At 44.2% G+C, this 17,796-nt stretch carries 10 protein-coding genes; 9 read left to right on the forward strand and 1 reads right to left on the reverse strand.

From position 1 onward, the window contains the following. Positions 1-58: 58 nt before the first annotated feature. From GJU82_RS01160 to GJU82_RS01195, 8 genes are all read left to right on the forward strand, one after another. The gene (locus GJU82_RS01160; protein WP_153630473.1) at positions 59-2,113 is read left to right on the forward strand and encodes a beta-L-arabinofuranosidase domain-containing protein; all 2,055 of its coding nucleotides are present in this window, start codon (positions 59-61) and stop codon (positions 2,111-2,113) included. Between the two features lie 196 nt (positions 2,114-2,309). Continuing rightward, positions 2,310-3,362 (forward strand): family 43 glycosylhydrolase, encoded by a 1,053-nt coding sequence (locus tag GJU82_RS01165; protein WP_153630474.1) that lies wholly within the window; start codon positions 2,310-2,312, stop codon positions 3,360-3,362. 12 nt (positions 3,363-3,374) lie between these two features. Then, positions 3,375-5,123 carry a sialidase family protein gene (locus GJU82_RS01170; RefSeq protein ID WP_194830927.1) on the forward strand — a complete coding sequence of 583 codons (1,749 nt, stop codon included), beginning with the start codon at positions 3,375-3,377 and terminating at the stop codon, positions 5,121-5,123. A gap of 29 nt (positions 5,124-5,152) precedes the next feature. After that, a complete protein-coding gene (locus GJU82_RS01175) occupies positions 5,153-6,250 on the forward strand; it encodes a hypothetical protein (RefSeq protein ID WP_228488514.1) in 1,098 nt (365 codons plus the stop codon). A 70-nt stretch (positions 6,251-6,320) separates the two neighbouring features. Further along, entirely contained in the window at positions 6,321-7,946 is a 1,626-nt protein-coding gene (locus GJU82_RS01180) for an arylsulfatase (protein WP_153630476.1), read from the forward strand. A gap of 147 nt (positions 7,947-8,093) precedes the next feature. Then, positions 8,094-9,056 carry a glycoside hydrolase family 43 protein gene (locus GJU82_RS01185; RefSeq protein WP_153630477.1) on the forward strand — a complete coding sequence of 321 codons (963 nt, stop codon included), beginning with the start codon at positions 8,094-8,096 and terminating at the stop codon, positions 9,054-9,056. A gap of 69 nt (positions 9,057-9,125) precedes the next feature. Beyond that, the gene (locus tag GJU82_RS01190; protein WP_153630478.1) at positions 9,126-10,976 is read left to right on the forward strand and encodes a glycoside hydrolase family 2 protein; all 1,851 of its coding nucleotides are present in this window, start codon (positions 9,126-9,128) and stop codon (positions 10,974-10,976) included. Between the two features lie 412 nt (positions 10,977-11,388). Next, positions 11,389-12,537: an aldose epimerase family protein gene (locus GJU82_RS01195; RefSeq protein ID WP_153630479.1), complete on the forward strand. Its 1,149-nt coding sequence runs from the start codon at positions 11,389-11,391 to the stop codon at positions 12,535-12,537. Between the two features lie 645 nt (positions 12,538-13,182). Here GJU82_RS01195 and GJU82_RS01200 read toward each other — a convergent pair. Then, positions 13,183-15,678: a DNA-binding transcriptional activator gene (locus GJU82_RS01200; protein WP_153630480.1), complete on the reverse strand. Its 2,496-nt coding sequence runs from the start codon at positions 15,676-15,678 to the stop codon at positions 13,183-13,185. 278 nt (positions 15,679-15,956) lie between these two features. Between GJU82_RS01200 and GJU82_RS01205 the strand changes: the two genes are divergently transcribed. Next, a complete protein-coding gene (locus tag GJU82_RS01205) occupies positions 15,957-17,786 on the forward strand; it encodes a collagen binding domain-containing protein (RefSeq protein WP_153630481.1) in 1,830 nt (609 codons plus the stop codon). The last annotated feature ends 10 nt before the right edge of the window (positions 17,787-17,796 follow it).

Here is a 17,796-nt window from a genome sequence, read left to right on the forward strand (position 1 = left end):
CCAGGGTCTAAAGTTTTATTTATTGTAAACGGAACATAATTGCTTAAGAAGAAAAATTATGAAGCAAGTTATCTGTTATATGAGCTTGTTATTGTTTCTATCATTCAGTTTTTCAGGCTGTAACGATAGGAAAGATAGCTCCAATGTCCAAGTAATTACCAAACCTGTAACGAGTGCTCAAAATGCTTTTTATCCCGGTAATCGGAAACCATTGGTTCCTGCATCATTTATCAAATTACCGCTAGGAAGCATCCATCCGAAGGGGTGGATTTTGAAATGGCTTGAACTTCAAAAGAATGGGTTATGCGGGCATTTAGGAGAGATTAGTGCCTGGCTCGAAAAAGACAATAACGCCTGGTTATCAGAAGGAGGCGATCATGGTTGGGAGGAGGTACCCTATTGGCTTCGCGGTTACTCCGATATGGCTTTTATATTTGACGATCCAGCCATGAAAAAGGAGACGATGATTTGGATAAATGCGATTCTCAAGAGTCAAAAGGAAAATGGCTGGTTTGGGCCGGAAGTTCGCTCGGACAATGGCAATCTGGATTTTTGGCCTAACATGGTTGTATTGTTCATGTTGCAGAATTATTATGAATATACCCACGACGTACGTGTTATTCCCTTCATGACGAAATATTTCCGATTCGAGTTGACTGTACCGGATAAAGAGTTTCTTTCCAGCTATTGGGAAAACAGCAGAGGCGGGGATAATTTGTATAGTGTTTACTGGCTTTACAATCTCACCGGAGACAAGTTCCTGCTGGATCTCGCCCGGAAAATTCATCTTAATACTGCGAACTGGGAACAGGAATCAACGCTTCCAAACTGGCACAATGTGAATATTGCCGAATGCTTCCGTGAGCCTGCAACCTACTATATGCAAACAGGTGACTCGGCGGATTTAAAGGCAACATACAATGATTACTTCTTGGTTCGCCGGACCTTCGGACAGGTTCCCGGAGGGATGTTCGGTGCAGATGAGAATGCCCGAATGGGTTATGTCGACCCGAGACAGGGAACAGAAACTTGCGGCTTTGCTGAGCAGATGACTTCAGACGGCATATTAACACGAATTACCGGAGACCCGATGTGGGCAGATAATTGTGAGGATGTACTTTTCAACAGTTTTCCGGCTGCTTTTACGCCCGATATGAAAGCGCTTCGTTATATTACCTGTCCTAATCAGGTTACCGCTGATGACAAAAATCATTCACCTGGTATTGCGAATAACGGTCCTTTCCTGGCAATGAACCCGTTCAGTAGCCGATGTTGCCAGCACAACCATGGTCATGCACTTCCGTATTATCTGGAGAACCTGGTGATGGCGAGTAATGACAATGGTTTGGCGGCAGTTATGTATAACGCCTGTGTAACCAAGGTCAAGGTTGGTGACGGAACTGAGTTGACACTCACTGAGGACACCCGTTACCCCTTTGAACAGGAGGTGCGTTTTACACTGAATACACCTCAAAAAGTGAGTTTCCCGATTTATTTGCGGATCCCCGGATGGTGTGAACAAGCTTCGGTTCAGATCAATGGAATGCAGGTAAAGGCTAATGCGTTTCCCGATACCTTCATTCGGATTGACCGGGAATGGAGCAACAATGATCAAATCAGGCTTGAATTGCCCATGAGACTGTCATGTCGTACCTGGCAGGTTAATCAGAATAGTGTTTCTGTAAACTACGGTCCTTTGACATTTTCATTGAAAATAGCTGAAGAATACAAGAAGATTAGTAACATAAAATCTGCCATTGGTGATTCCAAATGGCAGAAAACAGCAGATCCTAATAAATGGCCGGCCTATAAAATTGAACCTGTTAGCCCGTGGAATTATGGATTAGTGTTGGACAAAAACAGTCTTTCCGCGTCAATGAAAATTGTTCATAAGAAGTGGCCGAAGGATAATTTCCCATTTACACCATCTAATGTTCCAATTGAAATTCAGGCAAAAGGGCAGCGAATTCCCACCTGGGGTATCGATCAATATGGATTGGTAGCGGTGCTACCTTTTTATCCGGTTAAAGTTCAAACACCGGTCGAAAATATCACATTGATACCTATGGGGGCAGCACGTCTGCGTATCTCGGCATTTCCCTCGTTGAATTAGTTTGATAATATGTGCCTGGTTTAGGAATAATGAATGAAACCAATCCCTTGGTTAAAACAGTTGTAACGTTTCATTTATTCTGTAAGTAAGATTTGCGATTTGAGAAAAATAGAGGAACATAATATTTTGTTTTTTATTCTGCTCCTCGGGTAAAGCTATTTAATAACTAATGATGAAAAATAAACTATTAGTCATTATGTTTCTGGAACTTGTATCTTTTACAGGTTGTGGAAAGTCAGAAATATCTGCTGAACCACAGGTAAAAAATACATTTGCGAACCCCGTTTGGGACGGGGCAGACCCTTGGATGATCAAGCATGGAGACCATTATATTTACTGTTACTCTGTTAATAATGCGATCGTCGTTTCGCGCTCAAAATATATGACGCGCCGGGGCAAATTAAAAGCAATATGGCGTGCACCCTCAAGCGGATGGAACAGTAACTGTGTCTGGGCTCCCGAAATCCATTTTATAAATGGGCATTGGTACGTTTATTATGCTGCCGGTGTTTCCGGACCGCCTTTTATTCATCAGCGGACAGGAGTGCTGCGTTCAGCTACAGATGATGTTTTCAGCGATTATAAGGATATGGGAATGCTCTATACCGGCGATAATCCGGGTACTCCTGCCAGCAACATCTGGGCGATCGATATGACTGTACTTGAATACCGGGGAAAGCTATACGCGGTTTGGTCGGGATGGAACAAGCAGGTGGATACTGATGCGACTCCTCAAAATTTATACATAGCGGAAATGGAGAATCCTTATACGATGAAGGGGAAACGTGTACTGTTATCATCTCCGGAAGAAAGCTGGGAGACCGGTGGCCCTCTTAATCTGAACGAAGGGCCGGAAATACTGAAACACGGCGACCATATCTTTATTGTCTATTCGTGCCGTGAATCCTGGTTGGTCGATTATCGTTTGGGAATGTTACAACTAATAAATCCTGACGGTAACGTACTCGATCCTTCCAATTGGAAGAAAAAAGGTCCGGTATTTCAGGGAACTTCGACGGTTTATGGGGTAGGACATTGTTCTTTTGTAAAATCACCCGATGGGACTGAGGACTGGATTGTTTATCATTCGAAGAAGAGTTCCTCTCCAGGGTGGGAACGCGATGTTCGTATGCAACCCTTTACCTGGAATGCCGATGGAACTCCTGATTTTGGAACACCTGTTCCAGCCGGACAGGAAATAAACAGACCATCGGGCGAGGTTGAAGTTGAACAAGCAGAAATCAAATAATTTATGATTGCAATGAACACATATCATTTTTTCTTATTGCTATATGTTTTTTTTGGACTGGTTGTTTCCTGTTCCAATAATTCTGTCGGGGAAGTGTTGCAGGAGCCGTTGACCAAACCAAATATTGATGGAATCAGGATCGACTGGGATTATAGTACGATGGTTAAAATCGCACCTGCTGTCGGACACAATGAGGTATATTGTGGTTATGCACGTTTGGAACAGATTCATGACGGGAACTTAGCTTGTGTTTATGAAACTTCTTCGGGAAATGTAGAATTGGTATTTAGCTATGATTCAGGAAAGACCTGGAGCACCCCTCAAATTGTTTTTAGAACAGAAAATAATATTAGTATGGCAGTTCCTGATATTATTGAATTGAGCGACCACTCGATTCTTGTTGCCTGCAATCCTCGACCACGTAAGGCCTACACAGATGATCGGAAATTTGGAATTAAAGTAAAAAGAAGTGTAGATGGTGGAAAGAGTTGGGGAGATGAAAAGCTGATTTATGAAGCTCAGTCAACATTTAACGACGGCTGTTGGGAGCCATCTTTTGTTCAACTTCCCAGTGGTGAAGTGCAATTATATTTTTCAAATGAGGGAATATATACGTCATCTGATGAACAGAATATTTCGATTTTCAGATCAATGGATTCAGGAAAGACATGGACGAAAGAGCCAGAGATAGTAGGATTCAGAAAAAATAGACGGGACGGAATGCCGGTTCCACTTGTACTTCAGGATAAAGGTGAAATTTTAGTTTCTGTTGAAGACAACAAACAAGGAGAATTCAAACCTACCATCTACCACGAGAAGCTCTCAAAGAATTGGGCTGACGGGGTTATTTCGGGCGATGATCCCCGAAGAGATTATCAACCATTGGATGAGTTGCTTCCGGATGAAATATCTGCCGGTGCCCCGTTTATAGTCAGGCTTAAAAGTGGCGAGGTCCTACTCTCATATCAGTCAACCTGGAACCGAAGTGATAGTTGGGACAGGGCATGTATGGTCGTAGAAGTGGGAACGGATGATGGCACCCGGTTCAGAAATAGGAGTGTCCCGTTTACCGTGCCAATAAATAAATCGGGCTTGTGGAATTCCCTTTTAGTAATAAACGATGGAACGGTCCCCGTGGCCCTGACATCGACCAATGCGTATTCAACAAATTCAACGGAGGTCTGGATGATTAAAGGACACGTCATTCCTGAATTTTCCGTTCCTGTTGGTACCATTTCTGTGGATGGACAATTGACCGAAGGGTGTTGGCAAGGCGAATGGCCTTATTTTATCGGGCAGAAAAGCAAAACACGGATGAAAGCAACGGTTTGCGCCGATGATCATTACCTGTATTTGGCTTCCAAAATTGATAATCTTGAACAGGTGAACGGCTCTGCTGGTGGAATTTCCTGTCAGGTGGACATCGCGCGAAAAGGTTACGAAAAGCCTCATCACGGAATTTTTACATTTCACTTTAATTTGGACCGGAGTCTAAAAATAGAGGAGGGGGATTATGGAACATGGAAAGAGTTAGATGTTCCCGGTTCAATTCAATACAAGGTCAGGCAAAAGGAAAATTCTTATGTGATTGAAGCCGCCATTCCCAAAGCTTTTTTTAAGAATGGATTGCCGCAAGGAAATACCGTTGGCATTAATTTCTTGTTGAACTATAATTTACTACCAGGCCATATTACAGAAGAATCGATTTCGGGAAATGATAAAAATGCGCCTTATACATGGTGTCCAATTTTAATGAATTAAAAAGTATCAGTAATAATTAACTAATCCTTATGAAAAAACAAGTTTATTTTCTCTTTGTAGCTACTATTCTGATGTTTACATCTTGCCAAAGTCCTAATAGAAAGGAAAAAGATACAAAATTAGCAATAAACAGGTGGATGGTTGAGCAGGCACAAGACTGGCAGGACGAGAACAATTGGCTGCGAGGTTGTGATTTTATTCCCAGTACGGCTATTAATCAGCTGGAAATGTGGCAGGCAGCGACCTTTGATACAACCACCATTGATCGGGAGTTGAGATGGGCTGAGGATATTGGTATGAACTGTATGCGTGTGTACCTGCATCACCTGGCATGGCAAGAAGATAAGACAGGGTTTAAAGACCGAATGAACCAGTACCTGACAATTGCTCACCGACATGGCATCAAAACGATTTTTGTATTCTTCGACGATTGCTGGAACGCAACCTATCATGCAGGCAAACAGCCGGATCCGAAACCGGGGGTTCACAATTCAGGCTGGGTTCGCGACCCTGGCGATTTATTATACCAGGATTCGAGACTTGTGGATACGCTGAAGGTTTATGTACATGATGTATTGACAACATTTAAGAATGACAAGCGTGTTGCGATGTGGGATTTATACAATGAGCCGGGTAATTCAGGATATGGAAACAGGTCACTTCCTTTGCTGGAAAAAGTATTTCAGTGGGGATGGGAGGTAAGACCAAGTCAGCCTCTGACTGCCGGAGTATGGAACCGCTCCTTGTACCGGTTAAACACTTATCAGGTTAATCATTCCGATATTGTAACCTACCATAACTATGAAGGTCCTGAAAATCATCAAGCCGCGATTGACACGTTGAAAGCGTATGGCCGTCCTCTTGTTTGCACAGAGTATATGGCAAGGCGCAACAACAGTTTATTTAAGAATATCATGCCATTGCTGAAGAGAGAGCACATCGGCGCTATCAACTGGGGTCTGGTTACCGGCAAAACCAATACAAAATATGCGTGGGATGAACCGGTTCCCGATGGTTCAGAACCCAAACTATGGTTTCACGATATATTCCGCCAGGACGGAACACCATACAAGCAAGATGAGGTCGATCTGATCATGAGCCTAACGAAAAGCAACCAAGACATCTGATTTTGTAATACTGGAAAATGGTGTTATGGTAGGAGCCGTTTAATTTTTTCGGGATAAAAAATACTGTATAATGAATCATCTAAAAACAATACCGTTGTTAGCGCTTGGGGGGCTGATATTCTCCGGGTGCACCAGTGATACTAAAAAGGTGGATCATCCAAACATCCTGCTGATCATGCTGGATGACTCTGGTTATTCCGATTTGGGTTGCTATGGAGGGGAGATTCAAACCCCGAATATCAATCAGTTGGCATCTAAGGGAGTCCGTTTTACCCAGATGCATAACTGTGCGCGCTGCTGTCCCACGCGTGCTTCCCTGCTGACCGGGCTTTATGCCCAGACCGCCGGAATTAACGGGATGGGTGTTAACCTTAACCGGAATGCGGCAACGATTGCGGAGGTATTAAAGGATAATGGGTATCATACAGGCATGGCCGGGAAGTGGCATCTGTCGCAAACCAAACCACTGCCGAACCATAATGAGCAGCTCCGCTGGCTGGCCCACCGGACTGACCACGGTCCGTTTGCACCATTGTGGAGCTACCCGTGTAACCGGGGCTTCGAGGAGCACTGGGGGGTAATTTGGGGTGTGGTCGATTACTATGATCCCTTCAGCTTGGTACACAATGAGGAGCCCATCAAAACGGTTCCTGACACCTTCTACATGACAGACTTTATCACACAGAAGTCTATCGAGATGCTGGACAGTTACCGGAAGGACAACAGGCCTTTCTTTTTGTACGTAGCAGAAGATGCGCCGCATTGGCCGTTGATGGCCCCGGAAAAAGATATTGCCAAATACCAGGATACCTACAAGGATGGGTGGGAAGTATTACGCAGGGAGCGTTACCGAAGGATGGTTCAGATGGGACTGATAGACAGTACTACATACCCGTTACCAGCGAACTCCTCGGGACGGAGTTGGGCAGACTGTAAGAAGAAGGCCTATGAATCGGCCTGTATGTCAGTCCACGCCGCCATGGTGGACCACGTCGACCAGGGAGTGGGAAAAATCATTGCCGCGTTGAAGAAGAACGGTCAGTATGAGAATACGATCATTTTTGTGTTGTCGGATAACGGGGCATCATACGAGCGTGGATATCCGCCTGGCTTTGACCGTCCCGGGTTCACCCGCGACTCAACGATTATCGAATATAACTCGGATCATCCGGGGACGGAAACCACGTGGGACTACATTGGACGAGCCTGGGCCAGTGCCTCGAATACGCCTTTTCGTTACTGGAAGAAGGAGTCGTATGAAGGAGGCAGCGCCACACCATTTATCATACATTGGCCGGCCAGGCTTAGTGGACTTGCCGGTACGTTGAATCGCGGAGTCGCACATGTGATCGATATCCTGCCGACCTGCCTGGACGTGGCCGGGGCGGCTTACCCCGATAGCATCAATGGAGAGAAAACCCCCAAACTGGAAGGGAAGAGCCTGATGCCGCTGATACTGGCAAAAACGAAGGTGCTGCATGATACGTTGTACTGGGAGCATGAAGGGGGGCGGGCCATTCGTATTGGTGACTGGAAGATGTCGGCACTTCCCCGTCATCACTGGGAGCTGTTTAATCTTACTTCAGATCACACAGAGACGCATGATCTGTCTGCAAAGTATCCCGAGAAGGTCAAAGAGATGAATCAAGCCTGGGAAAAATGGGCCGTATCGGAAGGAATAATCTCTGGACAGTAAAATACGGCTACGCTCTCGTAGTTTATCAATAAATTATTCTGTAAACCAAACATGTAGTGCGTTTTCTTTTCATAGATATTGGAAAAATGGCCCCTATTTGAGGAGGGGCCATCTTGAAAAGTTTTCAGGAAGTAAAAAGTTTAGACTATGGCGAGATTATTTAGTATCCTGTTTGTTTCAGCATTGCTGCAATGTTTAAACGCCCTTACAGCTTTGGCGGGGAAGCCTGTAAAAATGGGGGATCCGTTTATTTTAAACGACCGGGGAACCTACTATATGTACGGCACTTCAGATGCTCAGAAGGGGATAAAGGTATACCGGTCAAAAAATTTAAAGGACTGGACAGGGCCCGTAGGGACAACCGGAGGTTTTGCGCTGGTAAAAGATGACGTTTGGGGCGGGAAAGGGTTCTGGGCTCCTGAAGTATATTATTTGAATAACCGGTATTATATGTTCTTCTGCGCCGAAGAGCACATTGCTGTGGCTACAAGCGATAATCCTCTCGGGCCGTTTGTGCAGCAAGTAAAAAAGCCCCTGATTTCGACAAAAGCAATTGATCCCCATCTGTTTATCGACAATGGACATAAATATCTTTACTATGTGGCATTTACCAACGGAAACGTAATTTGGAGGTGTGAGCTGAATGATGACCTTCAATCCGTTAAAGCAAATACCGTTCAGAAATGCTTTGGGGCCTCTCAGAAATGGGAATTAAGTAAGAAGAATCCTGTTGCCAGGGTGAATGAAGGCCCCTATATGCTTAAACACAATAGTAACTACTATTTGGTTTATTCGGCCAATCATTTTGCCAACCCTGATTATAGCATCGGCTATGCAACGTCATCAAAGCCGACCGGTCCCTGGACAAAATACAAAGGAAACCCCATTGTTTCATCAACTGATAAGATAACCGGTCCCGGGCATTGTGGCTTCTTCAAAGACCGGAAGGGTAAACTGTACATTGTTTATCATTCCCATTTCAGTGCTACACAACTCCGTCCCCGTATTGTACATATTAATCGGTGTAAATTTATTCCAAACCCGGACGGAGGACCTGATCTGCTGAAAATAATGCAACCGGAAATAAAGGTTCGACATCGTAAACAGTAATCTACAGGTATAGCTTACCTGCATCTCAAAGGGAATACAAACGAAGAAGATAATTTAACTATGAATAGTATGAAAGCTAAACTGACGATTGTAATCTTGATTTTTAGTCTCCCGTTGATTGCACAAAACCGGGCACCAGCAGGAAACAGGATAAAGACCCGGTGGGCTGCAACAGTCACCCCGGAAAATGTATGGAAAGAGTACCCGCGGCCCCAGTTCGAGCGTTCGGACTGGATGTCGCTGAACGGGTTGTGGAAGTATGCCATATTGAAGGATAACCAGGGCGAGCCGAAAAAATTCCAGGGGAATATCCTGGTTCCGTTTTGTGTTGAGTCTTCTCTTTCAGGTGTTGGCCGTTCCTTCTTACCCGGCGACCGGCTGTGGTACAAGCGTCGTTTCACGATTCCGGCGGGTTGGAAAGGAAAGAACGTTATCCTGAATTTCGAAGCGGTGGATTATTCCACCACGGTTTATGTCAATGGTCTTCTGGTTGGTTCGCACAAGGGTGGCTACGACCGTTTTTCATTTGATATAACAAAGTATTTAAGCAAAAAAGGCTCCAATGAATTAGTCGTAACCGTCACCGATCCGACCAATACCGGTTCTCAGCCCCGGGGTAAACAGCAACTTTCGCAGGAAGGGATCTGGTATACCCCGGTCAGCGGTATCTGGCAAACCGTTTGGCTCGAAGCTGTCTCGCATGAAGCGTATCTTCAGGAAGTAAAAACGACGCCGAATATCGATACTAAAACGGTTTCGGTCATTCCCATGCTGAATAAGCCGCTAAAACCGGAATACAGCGTTCAGGTTGCCATATCGCTAGGTGGGAAAGAAGTAGTAGCTAAACAGGAGGTGAAGGCAGACAGGGAAGCAGTTATTACTATTGAAAACCCCAAACTGTGGTCGCCTGACCAGCCGGTATTGTACCATATGGATTTGACGCTGACCAACCGTGCGGGTGAAGTGCTGGATCGCGTGAAAAGCTATTTCGGGATGCGGAAGATCAGCCTGGGCGATAAAGACGGGAATAAGTACCTCTTCCTGAACAACAAGCCGTTGTTCCAGTACGGCCCGCTGGATCAGGGCTGGTGGCCCGATGGTTTATACACTCCGCCGTCAGACGAGGCCATGAAATACGATATTGAAGTGACCAAAGAGATGGGCTTCAATATGATCCGGAAACATATCAAGGTTGAGCCGGCCCGCTGGTATTACTATTGCGACAAACTGGGAATGCTGGTTTGGCAGGATATGCCTTCCGGAATGGTGGTTATGCAGGAAGAGGGCAAAGAGCGGCCGGTACATGTTCAGCATGTTTCCCCCCGGGGCCGGGATCTACAGGTCCGGACGGCCCATGCAGAAGACTATGAGCATGAACTTCGCCGGATGATTGATCTGCACTACAATTCGCCATCCATTGTAGTTTGGGTCCCTTTCAACGAAGGTTGGGGTCAGTATGCTACCTGCAGAATTGCCAGTATGGTCAGGAAAATCGATCCGACACGCCTGGTGGATGCAGTTACCGGGTGGGCCCTGCGTCCATGCGGTGATATGTATGATATACACACTTATCAAAAAGAAGTCCATGTTCCGCCCGTATCGATAGACCGGGCTTCGGTGATTGGCGAATTCGGAGGTATCGGCTATCCTGTTAAGGGTCACTTATGGAACCCGGACACAGGAAACTGGGGATATCAAACGTATCACTCGGCTGATGATCTGCTCAAAAATTACATCGCAAAATTTAACCAGATCGTTGAAATGGAAAAAACGAAAGGCTTGTCCGCTGCAGTTTACACGCAAACCACTGATGTGGAAGGGGAGGTCAATGGTTTGATGACTTACGATCGGAAGGTGATTAAAATACCAGTGGATACATTGAAAAAAATTCATTCAGTATTGTTTGAAAAGAAGGAGTAAATGAGCTGGGAAAGAGATTTTTTCACAGATAGCAAACAATATGCTCTTCCTTCGATTTGGGAGACCTTATCTTTAAGCAATCCTTTAAATAACTACCATGATGAAGATTAGTGCTGTGTGTTTTTGTCATAAAAATCCCTGGGAAAGACGAATGGTACATCGTTTATCATCGCAGGCCACTGGGCGAGACGGACGCCAATCACCGGGTCACCTGCATCGACCATATGTATTTTGACGCCCGTGGATTTATTATTCCGGTGAGAATAACACGGGAGGGGTAGCTGAAAAAGATTTATCAAAATAAGGTGAGCACTGGCTTAATCTTGTATCCGATTGGAGATTTTAAGGACGAGATGCCGGGGAAGTTCCAATGAAAAAAAGCATTTAATATCAACTCATAAACCATAGAGAAATGAAACTAACGAAATACCTTTTAGCAGTAGCGACAGTAGGATTTTTACTGGGAGGCTGCAGTCAGGAGAAAAAAAGTACGACGACTTGTGGTCATCTGGATGCCAAAAGTTTTCAAAAAACGGTAAATGGCCGTAAAACAAACCTTTATTTTCTGCATAACGGCGATTTGGCGGCTGCCATTACCAATTATGGCGGCCGTATTGTGAGTTTATGCGCTCCGGACCGGAATGGGCAAAAAGCTGATGTTGTATTAGGTTTCGATAATATTGACAGTTATATCCAGTCGCACGAACCTTTTTACGGAGCTTTGATTGGCCGGGTTGGGAACCGGATTGCCAAAGGGAGGTTTACCCTTGATGGGGTGACATATACACTGCCGCTGAATAACGGTGTGAATCATCTTCACGGAGGCCCGGGAGGTTTTCACAATGAAGTATGGAGCGCAAAATCGAAAACAGACAGTTCGCTGGTGCTTGACTACTTTTCGAAAGACGGGGAAATGGGGTACCCGGGCAACCTGAACGTAGAAGTAACCTACACCCTGACGAGAAATAATGCCTTGCGCATTGACTATCGGGCTACCACGGATAAAGCAACACCCGTGAATTTGACCAATCATGCTTTCTATAACCTGGCAGGAGAAGGCAGTGGAACGATCAATAACCAGTTGCTCACCATCAACGCTGACTATTATACTCCGGTGGATTCAACAATGATACCGTTGGGAAAAAATGAGCCGGTTGAAGGTACCCCATTCGATTTCCGGAAGGCGAAGCCCATCGGTCAGGACCTGTCGAAACAGGCTACAAACGAGCAATTGAAGAACGGCAAGGGATACGATCACAATTTTGTGTTGAATAAGACAAAAGAGGGGGAAATGAGCTGGGCAGCAACAGTTTTCGATCCAACGAGCGGAAGAAAGATGGAAATATTTACCGAAGAGCCCGGTCTGCAATTCTACGGTGGTAACTTCATGGACGGAAGCGATATTGGAAAATCAGGCAAACATTATAATTATCGGGAAGCGTTCGCTCTGGAAACACAACATTTCCCGGATTCTCCAAATCATCCTGATTTTCCCTCTATTATTCTGCGTCCGGGAGAGGTTTACCACACTTCATCGATTTATCGGTTTAGTGTGGAGTGAGAGCCATATGCCTGATATGGCATATCTAAAACTGAAAAAAGGAGATATTCGTTATTCTGCCTTTGTTCCTTACCCTCCTGCGCAAACGGTGTAAAACTTAGGGCAAGGCAAAGTCTTATCGTCGGGTAACAAGCCGATGGGCGGCGCCCTGAAGAGGGTGTAAGCAAAAAAGTTACAGGTTTTAAAATTTTATATTGCACGATCTCGAACCTTTGACGATTTCCGGTTTTCCGAAGCGTATCTCGCCTCCACGAGATGAAGAAGAAGATCCCGCGAGATGCTCATCCCAAACTCACGAGTTGAGCTTCGCGCGGGAATGAGAAGCGCTTCTTAAACTATGGCAAACGAAAATGTACTTTTCTTTCCGCAGAAACCCCACCAACAGCTTTCCCCACTATGGACATTCTTTTTAATTATTTTGTTAACTGGTGAACTTAATGATAAATAAGATGAGAACGAAGCAAGGTAGCATATCGACTAACCAATTTTAGCCGTTCAATTGAAGAAAATGATTCACCATGGCAAAAATCAAGGTGAAAAATACAGCTGTCAGGGTTGTTGCGATAGATGATCCGATTACCTATCGCTTACTGATATCGTTTTCAACAAACGCCATTGCAACCTATGTTTCGTGATTTATCCTTGTTAACTCAAAGACCTTAATGAATGTGGGAAGTCGGTTCCCATGATGTTTTTATATTCAATGACAAAAGCCTGGTATTTTATCGTGGCTTCGTCAGTCATCTTGAGTCTTTGCATCGCTTTTATCTGGTAGCTTAGTACGGTGTCATTTAGCGGATCAATGCCGAACAATGCCTCGGCAAGATCAATCGTTGTTTGGTACGCTTTTGCATGAAACGACTTTTCAATTTCGAGAAGAAGGATGGGTTCCAGCTTCTGTTCCATTTTCTCTTTAAATGAATCATAGAGTTCATGATCAGAAAGCTTTAGGAATTTGCCACGGGTAATAATTTCAATCAGTTCTTCCCTTGATTCTTCAAAATCATGGTCCGAAATGAGTTCGAGACACCGAATATAATCGCAATAGAATTCGTTTGTTTGGACGATTTTGAAACAACCTTTTTCGTAGGACAATTCAATCCCATCAAGTTCACCCAGTGCTTTCCGCAGGTTGTTAATGGTAACTCCCCTTGAGTTTTTTACGTTTCCAGCAGGACGGTCCGGCCACAAAATGTTGCTTAAACGTCGAGAGGTAATTCCGCCTTCAGCGCTATATTGCAAAATCAAACAGAAGACTTGCTTCAGTTTGGCACTGAACATGTAAGTAATATCCTTATTATTCCTGTTGCGGACCATAAAGTCACCAAACAAATAGATTGAATTGGGTTTTGTTATTGTTTTTGCTTTTCCATCATCATGTAAAATGGCAAGTTCAGCTTCGCTCGCCTCCCGATGCTGCCTAAGTTTTCTATACACGAGATATACAATACCCAAAATAGAAGTGCCGGCAAGAATAATAATCCATATTGCAGCAGTGTTCATCCCTCTCTTTGAATAGCTTTTTATTTCGTCTGCGGTAATAGGGGGAAAGGCGAGTGAATAGATTTTCAGGTCGGAAGCAATGTCATCGTCAAATTCCTGTACCGTTGCATACAGGTTGTTCAGTTGGTCGTCGTAGTATAAATTTGCATTGGTCGTAATTTTATCGGAATGTATCGGGATGGAGTCCCCCAGTACATCATTGCTCCCGTCTATCAACGAAAAACGATATAATTTCAGATACGAGTTTGAGAAATGTTCCGGGTAACACAAAGTATAGAAACACGAATCGTTTAAAACAATCATGCCCCGAACGGGAACGACATTATCTTTGTTCCATGGTATCTGCCAACATTTGGTAATTTTATTTGTGTTGAGATCGACCTTGTAGAGATCATAGTAATATCTCCTGCCAACGGTTTGTTGGCCGGATTCGTTTCCCATCCCTCCAAAGATGTAAACGGAATTCTTTTCTTTTAAATAACCAACGGAAGAGAAATAACGTGGTGACAGGAAGTCTCCCGAAAAACGATTCCGGGTTTTCCATTCTTTGTTTTCAATATCGTACGTGACAAAGTTTTTGCTGTAGTGCATACTTCCAAATCCACCGAAAATGGTGTATTGTTTTTTATCCGGATCGAAAAAAGAACCGTGATGGTGTAATTGCGTTGGAAGCTGTTCATACGTTTCCGGTGTCCATTTATAAGTGTTTAGGTCGAGGCTGGCAACGGTCGATCCATCGTATGGGCCTTCATAATAAACTTCGTAAGAATACAGCTTGTCGTTTTTTACATCAATGAAGTTCGTGCCAAGGATGAGTTTTACCGGACATATCTTATCAAAAACTTTTACTTCTGTTTCGCCCGACCTTACATTATAAATATATATCGAATCGTCGTTGAAATAATAAAATTCCTTCTTCCTGGGATTGTAATTGGTGCCCGCTACCGATTTTGATTTAAACGAAGTCTTATATCTCCAATGATAGGAGTCGTTGATCAGCCATTCGGGATTGATCACTTTCCCGATTGCCTTGCCCTTTTTGTCGTAAACGATTGAACCTTCACTTTCTTTTAACGGGAAGATGTATTTTTCGTCATTGCCAATGGATAATTCTTTTATGGCAAAAGAAGGGACATCAATAATATAATCGCTTTTCCCGAAAAGAACGATGGGGTAATAAGTATTCGGAAGGTCAACATTACCAATTTCAAATTTCCGGTTATGGATGGTCAAATTTATGGAGTCGTTTACCAAATCGAAAGAAAGCTTCATTTTAAACCAGTGAAGGTTAATTAACTCTTTTCGATCAAAACTGGCATTGATAAGGTTATCTTTTCCTTCTTCGTTAAACTCAAATTTATAGTCATCTCCCTGCGCATCGTAATGCAGGTTATAGATTCGGTTACTTTTTTTGTTTTTAATTCGGATAATGTAGCCAATTTTGGTGGTCGGGTAAAGCGAGATATTAAATTCAATATCGAACTTATTCGAGAAACTTACACTATTCGCTCCAAAAACATTGTATGATGTCCGTTGATCTATTGGTTTTTCGCCACCATGAAACTTTAATCCTCCCAACAACGATTCATTCAACGGCAGGAGTACCGATAGCAAAAATACAAACGCATACAGCCTCATTGATTAGTCACACTTTTAACAAGATCTGGGAACAAAGGTATTAAAAAATCCGGCAGCATAAGCAGTGTGAATTTTGGGCTTGTGATTATTCCCGCAGTCGGAGGATTATGGGATAGATTAATAAATTTTTGTCCGTTTTAACCCGATTTTAACCCATATTTTAACCACCATCCGATAATATTTACAGTGACTAAAAAGAAATCTTGAATGACAGTTCTGGTTTGTGCGAATTGGTTTTTGCTCCCGGGACTGGACATGTTTTAACCTAATTTAAAAATATGAAGCTAATTGAATTCTTAAAAGCATTTGCTTTCGCTGCATTGCTGGGTACGATTATCGTATCAGTTAGTTCTTGTAACAAAGATGACCAACTACAGGGGCCGGTGTATGGAACCGTAACAGGTACTGTCACCGATGAAGGTGGTCAACCCATATCTGATGTTCAAGTAACTATTTCGGGAGTAAACGAAGACGACGTTGTTGTTACGACGGCTGCAGATGGGACCTATACTGCAGAAAATGTATCCTTAACGGTACATGCGGTAAAATTTACGAAAGATGGTTGGTTAACGGTTAGCGTTACAGTTAATGCCGACAAGTTTGTGGATGGGGTAGCTAACGCCAGTGCTTCAATGGTAAACGCTTCGGCCAGCATTATCGGTACCGTTATCGATGTTAAAAATGGCGGAACTCCGCTTGAAGGAGTGACTGTGAGTCTGGGAGCTGATAACGATGTGTTTACCGGTGCCGATGGTCGCTTCTCAATCAATAATTTAGTTGTTGATGACTATACGGTAACATTCACCAAAGCAAACTATGTCACAATTACAAAAGCGATTACTCCGGAAAGCTTTGTTAACGGTGTGGTGAGCCTGAACATTGAAATGGGGGCGCAGGAAGTACTTCGTGGTTTGACTGCGGAAGACTTAATGAGCGCCGATAAATGGTACTACAGCGAATACCGCGGCGGTGGCAATGCCGATGCTTATCCCCACTGGGACTGGGCTTGCGATTACATGTGTTCGCTCACCTTCTGGGGCAACTGGGAAGAACAATGGGAAGGTACCACCTTGCGTATCCGCAACGACGGAGACCAACAAAACAACCCGGCTGACATGGATGTATTCGACTCTTACACCTATGGAAGTAAGTTGATCACTGAAGACAATAAAATCATGTCATTGCGGATCCGTACGCATAACGCAGACGAAGCTAGTCCGGCCTATTATGGTGTGCAGGTCGTCGACCTCGCTGAAGCGCAACCGGCAGCCGTGAAGGTGGGTGAGACAAAAATCTGGGGATCGGGTGATTACACCGATGTTGATTTTGACCTGAGTGATTACGTTGGTAAAGAAGTGATCATTGCAATCGGTATCTACCGTCACGAAACGGGCGATTACTGGAAACAACTTGTATTGAGGGCGATTCGTTTTGCCGACCAAAAAGTTGAAGGAACAGGATGGTTACCTGGGGATGAAGCTGTAGCAGGTTGGAAATTGCCAATGAGCGCAGTTCGTTCGACCATGCCACAAACAAAATATTCTTTTACTGGGATCAGTCCAATCAGCGCCGGAAGGAATGTCAGTATGACGGATGGATATCCGGCAGCTTATCAGGCATGGCGGGCTGTGGCTCACGTAGCGGCAGAGTGGTCGTTTGTTCCTTTGAGAAAAGACCCGGAAGTATTTCCATCGGAAGGCTACATCATTAAAACACGTAATACTGCGGACGTTGATACCAAAGTGCCTGAATCTTACTTGTATACGAAATTCTCAATCGCTTCGGGCCACGATCAGCTGACGTTTAGCACCCGTAACTTCGGAGACAACTATACATTCTTCAAAATCACTGCCATCCAAAATGATGGAACCGTTACAAATGTCATCCCAATTTCCAATACTGCTCAGGAAGCTGAAGAAGCTGCAGACGGATGCATGAAGTTTAAACACGGAGACGGTGGTGCCGGAAACCCTGAAGGCTATGCTTCATTCGTGTACGATTTGTCGCAGTTTGATGGCAAAGACGTAACCATTGTACTGGGAGTATATAACGGAGCTGCTAATACCGGTGAAAACAAGCTGGTGATACACTCAATTGATTTGAACTAGAAATAGACAG

It is taken from the genome of Prolixibacter sp. SD074 (assembly GCF_009617895.1).
In the GTDB taxonomy this organism is placed as follows: domain Bacteria; phylum Bacteroidota; class Bacteroidia; order Bacteroidales; family Prolixibacteraceae; genus Prolixibacter.